General features: G+C 67.2%; 15 protein-coding genes. 9 read left to right on the plus strand and 6 right to left on the minus strand.

Going from position 1 to position 14,079, the window contains the following annotated elements; all coding sequences use genetic code 11:
* Window positions 1–244 precede the first annotated feature (244 nt).
* Together N416_RS0106565 and N416_RS0106570 are read left to right on the plus strand one after the other, a co-directional pair.
* Complete coding sequence (locus N416_RS0106565) at window positions 245–886, plus strand: UbiX family flavin prenyltransferase (protein WP_024441323.1); 642 nt, start codon at window positions 245–247, stop codon at window positions 884–886.
* Window positions 883–2,475, plus strand: coding sequence for a UbiD family decarboxylase (locus N416_RS0106570; protein ID WP_024441324.1), 1,593 nt, complete (start codon window positions 883–885; stop codon window positions 2,473–2,475). Before N416_RS0106565 ends, N416_RS0106570 begins: the two co-directional genes overlap by 4 nt.
* A gap of 16 nt (window positions 2,476–2,491) precedes the next feature.
* Here N416_RS0106570 and N416_RS0106575 read toward each other — a convergent pair whose 3' ends face one another.
* The 4 genes from N416_RS0106575 to N416_RS0106590 form a co-directional block, all read right to left on the minus strand.
* A complete protein-coding gene (locus tag N416_RS0106575) occupies window positions 2,492–3,463 on the minus strand; it encodes a GlxA family transcriptional regulator (RefSeq protein ID WP_024441325.1) in 972 nt (323 codons plus the stop codon).
* A gap of 70 nt (window positions 3,464–3,533) precedes the next feature.
* Window positions 3,534–4,511 (minus strand): NAD-dependent epimerase/dehydratase family protein, encoded by a 978-nt coding sequence (locus tag N416_RS0106580; protein WP_024441326.1) that lies wholly within the window; start codon window positions 4,509–4,511, stop codon window positions 3,534–3,536.
* A gap of 53 nt (window positions 4,512–4,564) precedes the next feature.
* Window positions 4,565–5,278: a GDSL lipase gene (locus tag N416_RS0106585; RefSeq protein ID WP_024441327.1), complete on the minus strand. Its 714-nt coding sequence runs from the start codon at window positions 5,276–5,278 to the stop codon at window positions 4,565–4,567.
* Between the two features lie 22 nt (window positions 5,279–5,300).
* Window positions 5,301–6,581 carry an acyltransferase gene (locus tag N416_RS0106590; protein WP_024441328.1) on the minus strand — a complete coding sequence of 427 codons (1,281 nt, stop codon included), beginning with the start codon at window positions 6,579–6,581 and terminating at the stop codon, window positions 5,301–5,303.
* Window positions 6,582–6,775: 194 nt separating this feature from the next.
* On the opposite strand from N416_RS0106590, the gene N416_RS21370 reads away from it, so the two are divergent.
* The 5 genes from N416_RS21370 (at window position 6,776) to N416_RS0106615 (ending at window position 11,265) form a co-directional block, all read left to right on the plus strand.
* Window positions 6,776–8,731: a neutral/alkaline ceramidase gene (locus N416_RS21370; protein ID WP_036457410.1), complete on the plus strand. Its 1,956-nt coding sequence runs from the start codon at window positions 6,776–6,778 to the stop codon at window positions 8,729–8,731.
* 99 nt (window positions 8,732–8,830) lie between these two features.
* Window positions 8,831–9,277: an STAS domain-containing protein gene (locus N416_RS0106600; RefSeq protein WP_024441329.1), complete on the plus strand. Its 447-nt coding sequence runs from the start codon at window positions 8,831–8,833 to the stop codon at window positions 9,275–9,277.
* Between the two features lie 49 nt (window positions 9,278–9,326).
* Entirely contained in the window at window positions 9,327–9,845 is a 519-nt protein-coding gene (locus N416_RS0106605; protein ID WP_231384000.1) for a phosphatase PAP2 family protein, read from the plus strand.
* Window positions 9,842–10,588 carry a peroxide stress protein YaaA gene (gene yaaA, locus N416_RS0106610; RefSeq protein WP_024441331.1) on the plus strand — a complete coding sequence of 249 codons (747 nt, stop codon included), beginning with the start codon at window positions 9,842–9,844 and terminating at the stop codon, window positions 10,586–10,588. Before N416_RS0106605 ends, yaaA begins: the two co-directional genes overlap by 4 nt.
* Before the next feature lie 17 nt (window positions 10,589–10,605).
* Complete coding sequence (locus N416_RS0106615) at window positions 10,606–11,265, plus strand: M15 family metallopeptidase (RefSeq protein ID WP_024441332.1); 660 nt, start codon at window positions 10,606–10,608, stop codon at window positions 11,263–11,265.
* Here the strand turns inward: N416_RS0106615 and N416_RS0106620 are convergent.
* Window positions 11,258–11,572, minus strand: coding sequence for an MTH1187 family thiamine-binding protein (locus N416_RS0106620; protein ID WP_024441333.1), 315 nt, complete (start codon window positions 11,570–11,572; stop codon window positions 11,258–11,260). The genes N416_RS0106615 and N416_RS0106620 overlap by 8 nt on opposite strands.
* A 53-nt stretch (window positions 11,573–11,625) precedes the next feature.
* Between N416_RS0106620 and dtd the strand changes: the two genes are divergently transcribed.
* Both dtd and N416_RS0106630 read left to right on the plus strand, forming a co-directional pair.
* Complete coding sequence (gene dtd, locus N416_RS0106625) at window positions 11,626–12,057, plus strand: D-aminoacyl-tRNA deacylase (RefSeq protein ID WP_024441334.1); 432 nt, start codon at window positions 11,626–11,628, stop codon at window positions 12,055–12,057.
* 46 nt (window positions 12,058–12,103) lie between these two features.
* The gene (locus N416_RS0106630; RefSeq protein ID WP_024441335.1) at window positions 12,104–12,529 is read left to right on the plus strand and encodes a DUF2834 domain-containing protein; all 426 of its coding nucleotides are present in this window, start codon (window positions 12,104–12,106) and stop codon (window positions 12,527–12,529) included.
* 55 nt (window positions 12,530–12,584) lie between these two features.
* Here N416_RS0106630 and N416_RS0106635 read toward each other — a convergent pair whose 3' ends face one another.
* Window positions 12,585–14,042: a lipase maturation factor family protein gene (locus tag N416_RS0106635; RefSeq protein WP_024441336.1), complete on the minus strand. Its 1,458-nt coding sequence runs from the start codon at window positions 14,040–14,042 to the stop codon at window positions 12,585–12,587.
* Between the last annotated feature and the right edge of the window lie 37 nt (window positions 14,043–14,079).

Genomic DNA, 14,079 nt, shown 5'->3' on the forward strand with positions numbered 1-14,079 from the left:
TTCCTCTCCGCTCGCCACTCGCCATCCATTCTGGGTGGTGAGCAGGTGAACCAGCCGTGGCTGATCTGCCGCAGATCCCACAGATTCAGACAAACGTCAGCTCGGAACACGTGGCTGAATCTGTGGGATTCACGGCGGATTTGGCCGTCGCGACAGCTTGGCGACCGCACCAGACTGGCGGCAGTTCGCCCAGGTGGTTCCCCGCCGCGTTGGGGCCGGGCGATCGAGTGGGAGGAGGACAGCGATGCGCCTAGTAGTCGCTCTGACCGGAGCAACCGGCGCCGCCTTGGGCATCCGACTTCTGGAAACGCTGGGCGAGTTGGGGGTGGAGACGCACCTGATCCTCAGCGAGTGGGCACGCGCGACGATCAAAATCGAGACCGATGCCACCGTGGCCGAGGTCCGCGCACTGGCGACCCACAGCTACAGCGCCAGGGATCTGGCGGCAGCCATTTCCAGCGGGTCCTTCCGCACCGACGGCATGGTCGTGTGCCCGTGCAGCATGAAGACATTGAGCGCCATCCGAATCGGCTTCAGCGACAACCTGATCACCCGTGCCGCCGATGTCACGCTCAAGGAGCGACGCAAGCTGGTTCTGGTCGCGCGGGAAGCGCCACTGAGCGAGATTCACCTGGAGAACATGCATTACCTGGCGCGTGCGGGCGCGGTGATCTTCCCGCCGACCGTCGCCTATTACAGCCGGCCCAGCTCCGTCGACGAGGTGACCGACTACGTGGTCGGTCGCGTCATCGATCAGCTCGGAATAGAACACTCGCTGATAAACCGCTGGAAGGACGGACCGCACCCGACCGCGAACGGCGACGCTGCGAGCGGTGAATCCGACGAGGCGGCAGCTCGGCTGACGATAGTGAAGAGAGCGAAATGACATCCGCCACAGGGCTTCCCAGTCGCACCGACATCGCTGCACCGGGCGATAGCGGTCCGGATATGCGCAGCTGGCTCGCCACCCTGGAGGCTGCGGACCAATTACGTCGCATCACCGCTCCGGTCGACTGGAACGAGGAGATCGGAGCGATCACCCGTGCCAACCTCTCCCTGGGCGGGCCCGCGTTGCTGTTCGAAAACATCATCGGACACAACAACACCCGATGCACCAAGCTCGTGACGTCGGAGCTCGGCAGCCGGCGCCAGATCCTGCTGATGTTGGGGCTGCCCGAGGGCACCAGTGATTCGCAGATCGTGGCGCATCTTCGAGATGCCTTCAAGAACCCCATTCCACCGCGCGTGGTTCAGACGGGTCCAGTCAAGGAGAACATCGTTGAGGGCGCCGCCATAGATCTGAATGAGCTCCCGGTACCGAAGTGGCATGGCGAAGACGGTGGCCGCTACATCGACACCTACTGCGGTGTGGTCACCCAAGACAAAGTCACGGGCCGCGACAACATCGGTCTGTACCGGGGCATGATCATCGACCGCGACAAGATCGCCAAACTCCTGGTGCCGAGCCAGGGTTGGGGCGGCCATATGGCGGAGTACAAGCCCGAGCCGATGCCGGTTGCCGTCGTCTACGGTTGGCATGACGTGCTGCCGTTCTGCGCCGGCAGCCCGTTCCCGAAGAGCATCTGCGAATGGGACATGATGGGCGCCTTACTCGGTCGCCCGGTCGATCTGGTCGCCTGCGAGTCGGTTCCCCTGCACGTACCGGCATCGGCGGAGATCGTGGTCGAAGGGTATATCGATCCCGACCCGGCGAGCTTCGCCATGGAGGGACCGTTCGCCGAGTACCCGGGCTTCATCGGCGATGCCGCACCCGCACCGGTCTTGCGGGTCACCCGCATCACTCACCGCAACGATCCGCTGCTACGCGGAACCCTCGAGGGCATCCGGCCCGGAATGCTGAACGAGGACAGCATTCTCAACTTCGCACGATCGGCAATCACCTGGAACGCGCTCGACGACCTCGGGATCGGCGGCATCACCGACCTATGGATGACAGAGGTCACCAACGGTCAGAACACCCTGGTGCAGATCCAAAAGCGCTACCGGGGCCATCCGCAACAGATCGCCGCCGCGTTGTGGGGAACCGGCGGTGCGGTGTGGTTCCACAAGAACGTCGTGGTCGTCGAGGAGGACATCGATCTGCATGACCCGGTGGCGCTGGACTGGGCCATGTCATACCGGGTCAATGCCGGTCTGGGCGATATCGCGTTCTTCGGACCAGGATTCGGGTCCTCCTTGGATCCGTCGACTCCACCGGAACGCAACGACGCCAACAAGTACGGCGCGGGCGAATGGACCCGGGTGCTCGTCGACGCCACCCGCAGCTGGGAGATCGAGCCCCGGGAAGTGTGGGGTGGGCGCCGGTTCCCGCCGACCGACCGGCTTGCTCCCGAACTGGAGGCCCGAATCGCAGCCCGGTGGGCAGAGTATGGGATCGGTATCCCCTACCTGGACGACAAGGGTCGCGAAATGCTGACCCTGGCGAAGCTGAGCAGGCGGTTTCCGGCGGTGTAGAACCGTGGCAACGGCCTCAACGGACCGTCGTGCGGAACCGATCCCGGTAGGCCTTCGGCGACACACCTAAGTGGTCGGTGAATACCCGACGCAGAGTTTCGGGACTGCCGAAACCTGCTCGATGCGCGGACTCGGTGACGCTGTGGCCGGCATCGAGCGCGGCACGGGCGGCATCGATACGTACCGTTTCGACGTAACGTGCCGGGGTGGTCCCGAGCTCGGCCTGAAACAGCCTCGTCAGTTGACGGCTGCTCAAGGCGGCGCGCCGGGCGAGAGCGGTCACGCTGTGGTCGGCGGCCGGGTCAGCCGCGATCGCATCGGTGACCTTGCGCAGCGCAGACTCCGGAGGCGGATCGGCCTCGACCAGCGCCGAGAATTGCGACTGTCCGCCTGCGCGTTTCAGATAGACCACCAGCCATCGCGCGACCTCGCGAACCAGCTTGCTGCCGTGATCCATTTCGACCAGCGCCAGCGCAAGATCGATACCGGCTGACACGCCGGCCGAGGTGTAGACGTCGCCGTCCCGGATGAAGATGGCGTCCGGCTCGACCGAGATGTCGGGGAATGCCCGCGCGAGCAACCGGGCGTCGTGCCAGTGCGTGGTGGCACGACGGCCGCTGAGCATGCCGGCCTGCGCCAGGATGAACGACCCGGTGCAGATGGACGCCAGCCGCCGTGTGCGGCCGGCCAGCGACCTGACGGCCTCAACAAGTGCGGGATCGATGGGCTGCCGGGGCAGATAGTCGCCGCCGGCGACCAAGACGGTGTCGGCGGACTCGATGGCGGCAAGGCTGTCGGTGACACCCAGCCGTGCACCGATCGAGCTCGTCACGTCACGGCCGTCCACCGAGGCGATCTTGACCACGTAGTTCGCGCCGAACCGCGTGGCTTCGACGAATACTTCGGCTGCCCCTGCGACATCGAGCATCGTCACCTCGTCGAAGACGACGATCACCACCAACCGTGCCCCGGCGCCGGCGTCAGTCACGCTGCCATTATGTCGCGACTGCTGCACCGATCCTCAACAAACTCCTGGCCGGAGCGGGCCGGGTGGGCGGCTAGCCGCGGATGCCGGCAATGGTGTCGGCCAGCGTTTCCCGGGGGGTCCGGAACACGATGCCGAGGTCGCGCTCGGCGGGAGTGTCATCGGATTCGGGCATCTGGGTGTAGTACTGCATCCCGGCCTCGGTGAACGGAGTCGAGATCGGAAGCGCGCGCTCGACCTGATCCAGGACGCGGCCCGCCCACCGCAGGGCGATATCCGGTACCGGCAGCGCGAGCATGGGCGAACCCGACAGCTCTTGCAGCAGGCTCGCCAACTCTCCCGGTGGTACCCGCCGACCACCGGCCATGTAGCGGCGCGGGCCACGGCCCGGCTCCAGCAGCGCCAGGTGCATTGCCGCGAGGTCGCGAACGTCGATCACCAGCCACGCACTGCCACGCCCGGGAATGACATGCATTTGCAGCGCCGTCCGTACTCCTTCGCCGGCCTCCCCGAGCCGGTCTCCGACCGGAGGACCGAGCACCATGCCCGGATAGGTGATGTTGACGGGGGCGCCGGCGTCCTGCAGCCCGCGCGCGTAGAGGTCTTCCCGGGCTTTCGACCGGCCGTAGCCGTCGGCGCCGCCGGCCACCGGCAGGTCCGCACGCAACGTCGTCAGGCCCGGATGAAACAGCGCGGTGAAGCTGGAGACGTGAATGATCGGGTCCAGGCCCAGTTCAACCGCTGTCCCGAGCACGTTATGGGCGCCGGCCGAGTTGGTGGCCAGCATCTGCTCCGTCTGGCGTGGATCGGTGGCCACCACCGCGGCGGCGTGCACAACCGCGTCGCAGCCGCGCAGAGCCTCGCGCACCGACTCCGCGTCGGTGATGTCACCGACGACGTAGTCGGACACATCGACACCCAGCCGCTCCACGCTGCTGTGCAGGCCCGCCGGGTTGCGGACCAGAAACCGCGGCCGGTGCCCGGCATCGGCGATCGCTTTGGCGGTCCAGCCGCCAACGAATCCGGTTCCACCGGTGATCAGTACGCGCATGGTGTCCATGCGCCAATACTGCTGAGGCTAGCCCGGTTTCGTCCGGTTTTGCGCTAAGTCCGTTTGGGAAGCTGTCCCGCGATCAGCGGTGCGATCTTGTCTGCCATGTAGGCGTGACCGGCGTCGGTGGGGTGTACCCCGTCCGGTCCGATGAGGTCGGGCAGGCCGACGAACCACCGCTCCGCGAGCGGGTCGACGAACTCGGCGCCGACGACGCGCGCCTGGATGCTGAGGACATCGCGGATCCGCCACACGCTGCCCGGGACATCGGCGGTGGGCCATGGCGGGCCGACCACCAGCATCCGCGCCCCCGGCGCGGTACGGCGGGCCAAGCCCAGGGTGTCGGCGATCAGTCGGCCCAGTTCGCCCGGCTCGACGTCCTGGTCGTTGCGCGAACCGAAGAACACCACCAGGGCGTCATCGGGCTGCACCACGCGGCGGGTCAGGTCGCCGAACAGGCCGCCACGGTTGCCTCGCACCCCGTAACCCGCACCGCCCTCGGCCGCCACGTCGGCGCTGACGTAGACACCGCGTCCGGCCAGGTTCTGCCAGGCCCGCTCGGTCCAGTTCGCCGCGCCGCGGCCGGTGTCCTCGTAGCCGGCGGTGTAGGAGTCACCGATCACCGCGATCCGATTAGGCGAGGAACTCAGCGGCACCGTCTCGTAGTGGCGCGGCGATTCGTGCTCGCGCGCCAAGTAACCGGTTCCCGCGACCACCGCGACGACCCCGGCCACCATCACGACGGCGAACGTCATCACCCGACTCACGGCTACCTCCCCCCAATCAACTTCAGCGAAGACTAGCCGGAACCGCGACCTTGGGTTCGTTGAGGACACCGTCGTCCGAGGCGGTCGAATGGTTGGCAGGATCCGAGTTGTCCGGCTCTGCCGGTTCGACCGCCAAAGGATCTTCGGTCGGCGTCACCTGGGCCGAGTCGGGCCGGGCGCCGATCATCTTGCGCATCCAGTGCCGCCCGGGCTCTTCAACAGCGTGGAACAGCAACATTGACAGCAGGGTCGCCGCCACCACGAGGCCGCACACCGTCCACTTGGCCGCGGTCGCCCCCTCCTCGAGCACGATCTCGAACTGCTTGGCCGCCCAATTCCAGGACGTGTGCACCAGTTCGTGGACCATGTACAGGCAGAACGAGATCTGCCCGCCATAGACCATCACGCGGGTGGACAGCAGCGCGGGAAGGCTGCCGATACCGATCGCCAGGGCCATCACCAACGGCACGAACAGCACATCGACCAGGCCGCCGCTGTCGTAGAGCCCCGAGATCGGATGGCTGTCGAAGTAGTAGAGGACACCGATCATCGCGGCGATGAGCAGCGCGGCGCAATACCCTGCGGCGCGACGGGCCGAGTCGGCGGGACTGATCTTGCGGACCGCGGCGCAGGCCAGTGCGCCCGCGGTGAACTGCATGACGATGCGCGGCAGCCAGCTCCATGGGCTGTAGAACTGACCGGTCGCCAGCAACAGCAGCAGCGGCGGGAGTGAGGCGATGATCGCCAGCACCGCCAGCCCGCGCGCCGAGGTCACCCGCATGATCCGATAGACCGCCAGCACCAGCACCCCGAACAACAGGTAGGCCAGCCACTCGGCACTGATCGACCAGGCCGGCCCGTCCCAACTCGACCCGTCGAAGAACGGCTCGAACCACAACTGCACCAGCAGGACCTGCCGCACATAGCTGATCGCGGTGATCCGGCTCAGGTCCTCGGTCGGGACGTGCCCGACATGCAACGTGAAGATCACCCACAGCAGCGCCAGGTGCATGGTGACCAGGTAGATCGGCCAGACCCGGGCCAGACGCAACCACAGAAAGTGCACCGTGGCACGCAGGGAGAACGTCTCCCCCATGCGCTCCAGGTAGTTCCAGGTCAGCACAAAACCGCTGAGGATGAAGAACAGATCGACACCCTGGGCGCCTCGGTCGAGCACCGGGGCGAGCGCATCGCTGAGCTCCGGGGACGCCAGTCGCAACAGGGGCCGGAAATGAAACAGCACCACCCATACCGCGGCGATGATGCGAAGCCCGGTCAGGGCCTTGATCTCTCCGCTGCGCACAACACTCTTTCGCCGGTGGGCATCGCATGTCACGGCTGCCTCGGGTGCGGGCCCGCCGCGACGCCACGGCGATCGACAGCCGCAACCCGGTTGCCGGCAGCCATCGAAGACTAGCAGCGGGCCTGTCCCCGGTGAAGTAACCAGCCGGGCACGTCGGCGGCGATACCGACGGGGCCGTTGTGAATACTGTAGCGATGCCAGACGACTATCAGGTTGGGCGCGGAATCGCCGACATCACCGGCGAGCCGGCCGAGTGCGGGATGCTCGGCTACGGCGTGGCCAAACAGCAGACCGATGGACTGCACAACCGGCTGCGCGCACGGGCATTCGTCATCGCCGATCCGGCCGCCGGAACCCGGCTGCTGCTGGTGGTCTGCGAGATACCGCTGCTGCTGGAAAGCGTGCACCATGAGGTGCTCGGACGCCTGGCCGCTACCTACGGCGAGCTGTACACGTTCCACAACGTGATGTTGACGGCGACGCACACCCATTGCGGCCCCGGTGGCTACTCCGACCACCGGCTCTACAACTCCAACACCAACGGGTTCCGGCACCAGACGTTCAACGCGATCGTCGACGGGATCTGCGAAGCCGTCGATAGAGCGCATGCCGACCTGGCTCCCGCCAGCCTGAGCCTTGCCGTGGGCCGGTTGCACGACGCCAGCAGCAACCGTTCCCCGTCGTCGTTCGCCCGCAACCCCGAAGCCGAGCGCGCCCACTTCCCCGACAAGATCGACCCGCAGACCACCTTGCTGCGCATCGAACGCGACGGCCGGCTGGTCGGCGCGGTGAACTGGTTCGCCACCCACGGCACGTCCATGACCAACCGCAACACGTTGATCAGCGGGGATAACAAGGGTTACGCCGCCTATCAGTGCGAGCGCCTGGACCACGGTGTCGACTACCTGGCCGCCACGCCACCGGACTTCATCGCGGCCTTCGCCCAGACCAACTCCGGGGACATGTCACCCAATATCGGGCAGCGGCCCGGCAGCGGACCCACCGACGACGAATTCGAGAACACCCGGATCATCGGATCCCGCCAAGCCGTTGCGGCCACCGAACTGACCCTGGGACACGGCACCGAGGTCACCGGGGGTCTCGACGCCCGCGCCACCTACGTCGACCTGACCGATTTCGAGGTGCGGCCCGAGTTCACCGGCGACGGCCGGGCCCATCGCACCGGCCCCGCAATCGCGGGTGCCTCCTGCCTGGCCGGCACCGACGAAGGTTTCGGTCCGGCATACCCGGTGTTCAAGCAGGGCCGCAACCGGTTATTCGACAGTTTGATCGCCAATACGGTGTACCGGCTCTCCCCGCGCCTGCGTGACGCGCAGGCGCCCAAGGGAACGGTGGGTCCCGGCATCCGGCTGAACAAGGCGCTGTCGATGCTGATGCCCGAGGGCGGCCCGGTGCAGCTGCTGCGCATCGGGCAGCTGTACCTGATCGGCATTCCGGCCGAAGTGACCATCGTGGCGGGCCTGCGGTTGCGCCGCACGGTGGCGCAGATCGTCGGGGCCGAACTGCGCGATGTGCTGGTGGCCGGCTACAGCAACGGCTACCTGCACTACGTGACGACGCCGGAGGAATACGACGAACAGCGCTACGAGGGTGGCAGCACCCTGTTCGGCCGCTGGGAGCTGCCGGCACTGCAGCAGGTGGTGGCTGAGCTGGCCTCCGCGATGCGCGATCGACGGCCGGCGCCCCCGGGCACGCGTCCCGCTGAGCCGTCCCGTCGGCGACGCTCGCGGCGCCGGGCGAAGCCGGATGCGCCGGTCGGCGGCCAGCAGTTCGGCGATGTCTTACAAGCCCCCCTGCCGGCGTACCAGCCGGGCGCCACGGTGTCGGCGGTGTTCGCCGGCGCGTACCCGAACAATGACCTGCACCGCGGCGGCACCTATGTGCGGGTGGAGCACCAAACCGGTGGCCAGTGGCGCACCGTGGCCGACGACAGCGACTGGTCGACGATGTTCCGCTGGCGACGCGCCGGCCGGCGCGGATCGACCATCACCGTGACCTGGGCGATTCCGGAAAACACCGCTGCCGGGCGATACCGGCTTCGCTATGACGGCGATGCCCGCGACCGCGACGGCCGGATCAGCGCGTTCACCGGAGCGACCGAGCCGTTCGATATCTCACCAAAGCGTTAATCGGACGCCCAAGAGGCCTTAACTTCGCCGCATAACGTCGGGAAACATCGAGGTTGGCACAGCTGCCGACAGCGATCGACATGGAAGGCGGGGGCTGGCATGGCAATCGAGATCACCACACGAGGCACTGCTCGGATCAACCCGGTCATCGAGTGCGGCGGGGCGCAGATTCGGGCGCACTACCGTCACCTCGCGACGGTGGTCGCCATCCGGGGCCGGATCGATGCCACCAACGTGGACCAGCTCAGCGAACATGCCCGGCGCTTCGTCCTTGCCAAGGAACCGCTGCTGCTCGACCTGAGCGGGGTCACGTCGTTCGCCGCCGCCGGAATCTGGTTGCTGTGCGTCCTCGACGGTGACTGCCGTGCCGCAGGCGTGGAGTGGACCCTTATCGAGAGCTCGTCGGTGCACGAACTTCTCGGCGACTTCGACGAGGACGCTATGTTCCCCACGTCGCGCTCGGTGGACCAGGCCCTGCACGCTCTCGCCGACGGCAACGACCAGCGCCGCCAGATGCTGCTGCCGTTGTTCAAGAAGTCGGCCTGAGATAGGTCGAGGCCTCGCCACCTTCCTGCGCTGGTGGCCGCTGGTCGGTGTGCTGGCGACATTGGTTCTTGGTTGGGCGGTGGGCCGCGGCTCGACACCGATCGACAACTGGTTCGGTGACGCCGCCCGCACCCTGATCGGCGCGCAACCCCGGTGGCTGTTGATCTTCACCAGCGGCTGGCTGGTGCTGGCGGTCACCGTGGCCTGCCTGCTGGTGGCCGTATCTCGCAGGCAGTGGGCGCTGGCAGCCGCGGTGCTGGCCTGCCCGTTCGCCGTCACCGCCATCACCATGGCGCTCAAGCACCTCTTCGACCGGCGTAACGGGCCCTACCTGGAGTACCCCAGCGGCCATACCGCGCTGCTGGTCGCGGTGCTGGGAATGATGGTCGTGGTAGCCGGTTCGAAACTGGCTCGGGGCTGGGCCCTGACCGCAGCCACGCTGGTAAGCCTGCTGGGCATGCTCGGGTTGGTGGCCTGCGGCTACCACTACGCCACCGACACCGTCGGTGCGGCGATGCTCGCCACCGCGCTGGTGTGTGGAACGGCTCGGTTAACGTCTGCGCTGTGATCGTGCTGCTGCCCCCGTCGGAGACCAAACGCGCCGGCGGCGACGGACCACCACTGCGCCTGGATGCATTGTCGTGCCCACAACTGACCGGTCTGAGGACGGAGCTGGTCGACGATCTGGTGGCTTTGGCGGCTGATCGGGAGGCCAGCCGCGGCGCACTGGGGCTGTCGGCGTCGCAGGATGCTGAGATCGAGCGCAACGCCGCACTGCGTACCGCTCCCACCGCGCCGGCGATCAACCGCTACACCGGTGTGTTGTACGAGGCGCTGGACGTCGACTCGCTGCGCGGTGCCGCGGCCGCCCGGGCCGGCGCCCGCCTCGCCGTCGGCTCCGCCTTGTTCGGGCTGCTGCGGGCAACGGATCCGGTGCCGGCATACCGCCTCTCGGCCTCCTCCAAGCTGCCGGGACAACCGGGATTGGCAAAACGCTGGCGGCCGGTGCTGGAACCGGTGCTGGCCGAGATCGCCGCAGCCGAGCTGGTCGTCGACCTGAGATCCGGCTCCTATGCGGCGCTGGCCGCCGTTCCGGGATCGGTTCGCGTCGATGTGGTCGCCGAGCACCCCGATGGCCGGCGAGTCTCGGTGAGCCACTTCAACAAAGCGCACAAAGGGCAGCTGGCGCGGGCCCTGGCCACCACCAGGGCCGAACCTGACGATGCCGCCGCGGTGGCCGCCGTCGCTCGGCGGGCCGGTATGCGGCTGGAACGCGACGGCAGCCGGCTGACGATCGTGGTTGCCGCCTGACAGGCGACAATGGGCAGATGCCGAGTCTGCGGATCGTATTTGTTGTTGCGCTGCTGCTCGCCGGAACGTCCGGTACCGCGGCCGCCGCGCCGGGATCGGATGTGCCGGCGCTGTCGGAGCCGGCGCGCGCGGCCGGGTTCGTCGACGTGCGCAGCGCGGTGCCGGACGCGATCATCGACCTGCGATATGCCACCCCGAACAACTTCGTGGGCGAACAGCTCTACCCATCGAACGCTCGGTGCCTCGTGCACGAGTCGCTGGCACCGGGTTTGGCGACCGCGGCCGCCACACTGCGCGGCCGAGGCCGGACTCTGGTGTTCTGGGACTGCTACCGGCCACACAACGTGCAGGTGCGGATGTTCCAGGTGGTGCCGAACCCGAACTGGGTGGCCCGGCCGGGTTCGCTGGCCCGCAGCCACGAGACCGGGCGGTCGGTCGACGTCACGACCGCCGACGCGAATGGGCGACTATCGGAGATGGGCACCGGATTCGATGACTTCTCGCCGACCGCAACGGCATTCGCCGACGGAATCAGCGCCCGTGCCGCAGCCGAGCGTGCCGCCCTGCGCGACGCGATGAGCGCCGGTGGCCTGGCCTACTACGCCGGGGAATGGTGGCATTTCAACGGCCCCGGCGCCGACGTGGGACGCCCGATCCTCGACGTGCCGGTCAATTAGCCGGCGGTGCTGCCAGGTGCCGTTCGACCGATTCGACCTTGGTGTGCATGGCGTCGGTCGCGCCGTCTCGCCAGTCAGCTTTGATCACCGTGCTGACCCGGGGTGAGCGGGCCGCCACCGCTTCCACCGCCCGTTGCACCACGGCCATCGCTTCGGCCCAGCTGTCGCTCTCGATCACGGTGAACATGGAATCGGTGCGATTGGGCAGACCCGACTCCCGGACGACCCGGACCGCCTCGGCGACGATCTCGCCAACCCCCTCCCCCACGCCGAGCGGCGTAACCGAGAACGCAACCAAGACCGACACGCGACTCACCCCTCCCGGAAGGCACCACGGCAAGCCTACTTAGCATCGAGTCCGTGCGAGTCCTGGTCCAGCGTGTCTCATCGGCCTGCGTCAAAGTGGACGGTCAGACCGTCGGCGCGATCGAGCCGGACGGCCAGGGCCTGCTCGCCCTGGTCGGCGTGACCCACGCCGACGATTCCGCCAAGGCCCAGCGGCTGGCCGAAAAGCTGTGGCAGTTGCGGATTCTCGACAACCAGAAGTCGGCTGCGGATGTGGGTGCGCCGATTCTGGTGGTCAGCCAGTTCACGCTCTATGCCGACACCGCCAAGGGGCGGCGGCCATCGTGGAATGCTGCAGCACCGGGTCCGGTCGCCGAACCCCTGGTCGCCGAGTTCGCCGAGGCGCTGCGAGGGTTGGGCGCCCAGGTGGCGACCGGACAGTTCGGGGCGCATATGCAGGTGGAACTGGTCAATGACGGCCCGGTGACGGTGCTGCTCGAGCTTTGAGGCGAAACCCCGCCTATGCCAGGATCGTGGACGCTAACGTGGCCGGATGAATACAGCTGCCAAGGTCCGCTGCGGGGTGTACGCCGCGATCGCCGTCGCTGCGCTCATCGCCACCTGGAGTCAGAATCTGGCCTACGACGGATCAGCCTTTCTTTCCCGGTTCCTGCCGGACACCGCGGTGACACCCGCGTCGCGCTCGATCACCGCAGACATCCTGATGCTGTTCCTGTCGGCGGCGGTCTTGATGATCACCGAAGCCCGCAAGCACAACGTGCGGTTCGTCTGGGCCTATATCTTCGGCGGATTCCTCACGGCGATCAGTTTCACGTTTCCGTTGTTCCTGATCGCCCGCGAACGACGACTGGCCGCCGAGGGATCGGAGGCACCGCGGCTGGGTGGCCTCGATGTGGCACTGCTGGCCGTGGTCGCACTGGTGCTGGCGGGCTTCACCCTGTGGGTCGATACCCGGTAGCCCCGCCCCGGCCCAATCGTTCCGGTCGGCACCGTCCAGGGCGTTTCACCGGTGACTACTCGGGTATCGGGGGTGACCCGCCGGCCGCTACCGGCGACAGGTAGACGCCGACCAGGCTGCGATGCCACCAAGCCCCCTCGCGTCGCCGCTCGGCCCGGGTGGTGAAGCGGTACTCGTAGAGCAGGATCCGCACAAAGCGCGGCGGGGTGTCCGGAAACGGGTTGTAGCGCAACAGACGTAGCGTGTCCCGGTCGTTGCGCAGTAGCCGCTGCAGCAGCGCGTCACGCCACGGCAGCCCGTACCGCGGCGAGAGCGCGGCGAACCACATCAGCCAGTCCAGCCGCAGATGATATGGCGCCCATTGACTTGGAAGTCGGCCCACCGCGCCGGGTTTACCTTTGAACTGGTATTCGCGCCAGGGCGTTCGCTCGGTGAGCTCCGCCGCCGCAGTACCTTCGATCACCAGCTCCCGACGGGAACGCCCAACAGTCCCGAACGCCCCGTAGCTGTTCACCAGGTGAAGCGGATTGAAGCTGGCATTCATGCGCTGATTACGTGACGCCAAGTTGCGCACCGGCCAGTAGCTCAGTGCCACGACCGCCGCCGCGTACCCCATCACCAGCACGGCGAACCACATCGGCGCCTGCGGCATGTCCGGCGGTTGCAGGCCCGAAATCGTTCCGGTCAGCCAGGATTGGTCGAGTGCGCCGGCAGCCAACACAATGGTGATCCAGTTCAGCCAGGCGAAATTGCCGGAGGCGACCAGCCACAACTGGGTGATGATGATGATCCCGGCGGCCACACCGGCGACGGGCTGCGGGGCGAACAACCCGAACGGGACCACCAGTTGGGCGACATGGTTTCCCGCTGCCTCTATTCGGTGCAACGGTCTGGGCAGGTGGTGGAAGAACCAGCTCAGCGGCCCCGGCATCGGCTGGGTCTCGTGGTGGTAGTACAGGCAGGTCAGGTCACGCCAGCAAGAGTCGCCGCGCAACTTGATCAGCCCGGCGCCGAACTCGATGCGGAACAGCAGCCAACGAGCAAGCCACATGACCAGCACCGGCGGCGCGACGCGGTCGTTGCCCAAGAAGACGGCCAGCAGCCCGGCTTCCAACAGAATCGATTCCCAGCCGAACGCATACCAGGTCTGGCCGACGTTGACGGTCGACAGATACAACGCCCACAGCAGCAGCCAGATCGCCATCACCGCCCATAACGGCACCAACTCACCGGCGCCCACCACCAGCGCCGCGGCCAGACCCGCACCCAGCCAGCACACGAACGCGAAGAAGCGATCCGAATAGTGCAGATGAAAGATGCTGGGCGTCAGCCGAAACGGGCGGCGCCGCACGTACTGCGGCACCGGCGTCATGCCGTGTTCGCCGATCAGGGCGCGGAACTGCCGGGCGGCCGCGACAAAGGCGATCAGGTAGACGGCCGCGATCCCGCGTTCGAGGACCAGCCGCCCCAGCCAATATCCGGAACCGCTCAGCCACGCCCACTGTGTGTTCACACCTGCAACTCCTCGGTGTGATGTTCATACCACCGGC

This window comes from Mycobacterium sp. UM_WGJ (genome assembly GCF_000455125.1).
Taxonomy (GTDB): Bacteria; Actinomycetota; Actinomycetes; order Mycobacteriales; family Mycobacteriaceae; genus Mycobacterium.

Excerpts from the sequence above, each read along its gene's own strand:
- N416_RS0106565 (WP_024441323.1), top strand. The coding sequence starts at position 245 with ATGCGCCTAGTAGTCGCTCTGACCGGAGCAACCGGCGCCGCCTTGGGC.
- N416_RS0106615 (WP_024441332.1), top strand. The coding sequence starts at position 10,606 with ATGCCGAGTCTGCGGATCGTATTTGTTGTTGCGCTGCTGCTCGCCGGA.
- N416_RS0106600 (WP_024441329.1), top strand. The coding sequence starts at position 8,831 with ATGGCAATCGAGATCACCACACGAGGCACTGCTCGGATCAACCCGGTC.
- N416_RS0106630 (WP_024441335.1), top strand. The coding sequence starts at position 12,104 with ATGAATACAGCTGCCAAGGTCCGCTGCGGGGTGTACGCCGCGATCGCC.
- N416_RS21370 (WP_036457410.1), top strand. The coding sequence starts at position 6,776 with ATGCCAGACGACTATCAGGTTGGGCGCGGAATCGCCGACATCACCGGC.
- N416_RS0106580 (WP_024441326.1), bottom strand. The coding sequence starts at position 4,511 with ATGCGCGTACTGATCACCGGTGGAACCGGATTCGTTGGCGGCTGGACC.
- N416_RS0106570 (WP_024441324.1), top strand. The coding sequence starts at position 883 with ATGACATCCGCCACAGGGCTTCCCAGTCGCACCGACATCGCTGCACCG.